At 38.4% G+C, this 567-nt stretch carries 1 pseudogene; it reads left to right on the top strand.

Features of this window, described 5'->3' with window-relative positions:
• Window positions 1-231: pseudogene (locus AB840_RS18025) on the top strand (IS1634 family transposase); the annotation flags it as partial.
• Window positions 232-567 lie beyond the last annotated feature (336 nt).

The raw sequence follows: 567 nt of genomic DNA, 5'->3' as shown, positions 1-567 counted from the left end.
GGCAAAATTTTTGTTACATTTGTTGCGTTGATTCTTATATCGTATCTGGATCAGAAAATGAAACAGGCAAATTTATATAAAAGTTATACATTACATCAGATGCTTGACAAACTGGATGTGATTGAATGTTTCGAAGACGCAGGGCATTCGTTGCGTATTGGCGAGCTTTTAGATAAACAGAAAAAAATTTATGAGGCACTCGGTGTTAAGATGCCAACCTCGTCATGTTAAATCGAGAATCCAGGATATATATGATACACGCAGCTGTATATTGAACAAAAAAGATTTTCAGGATCTTTATATCAAATCCCGAAAATCTGGGTTTGTCAAGTTAAGTGTGTAAGTTTTTTTAGGTATCATAAAAGAAGATGCGTTACCAGTGATTGCTGGCTTTAAAATTTCTCGTATTTCAGGATACGAGCTTGCAGCTTATCATCCATAGCCAACTGGTTTCTGACCATCGCCCAGTTCTGGATATGATGCCCTTCCCACTTGGCATAGAGTTCCTTTACCCTGAGATAGAGAACCTTGAAGACAGATTCCTCGCTGGAGAACGAGCCCTTCTTG

Origin of the sequence: Megasphaera cerevisiae DSM 20462 (genome assembly GCF_001045675.1) — a bacterium.
Classification (GTDB): domain Bacteria; phylum Bacillota; class Negativicutes; order Veillonellales; family Megasphaeraceae; genus Megasphaera; species Megasphaera cerevisiae.
Note: the sequence above shows the minus strand (reverse complement) of the source record. Positions and strands in the feature narration are given on the sequence as shown.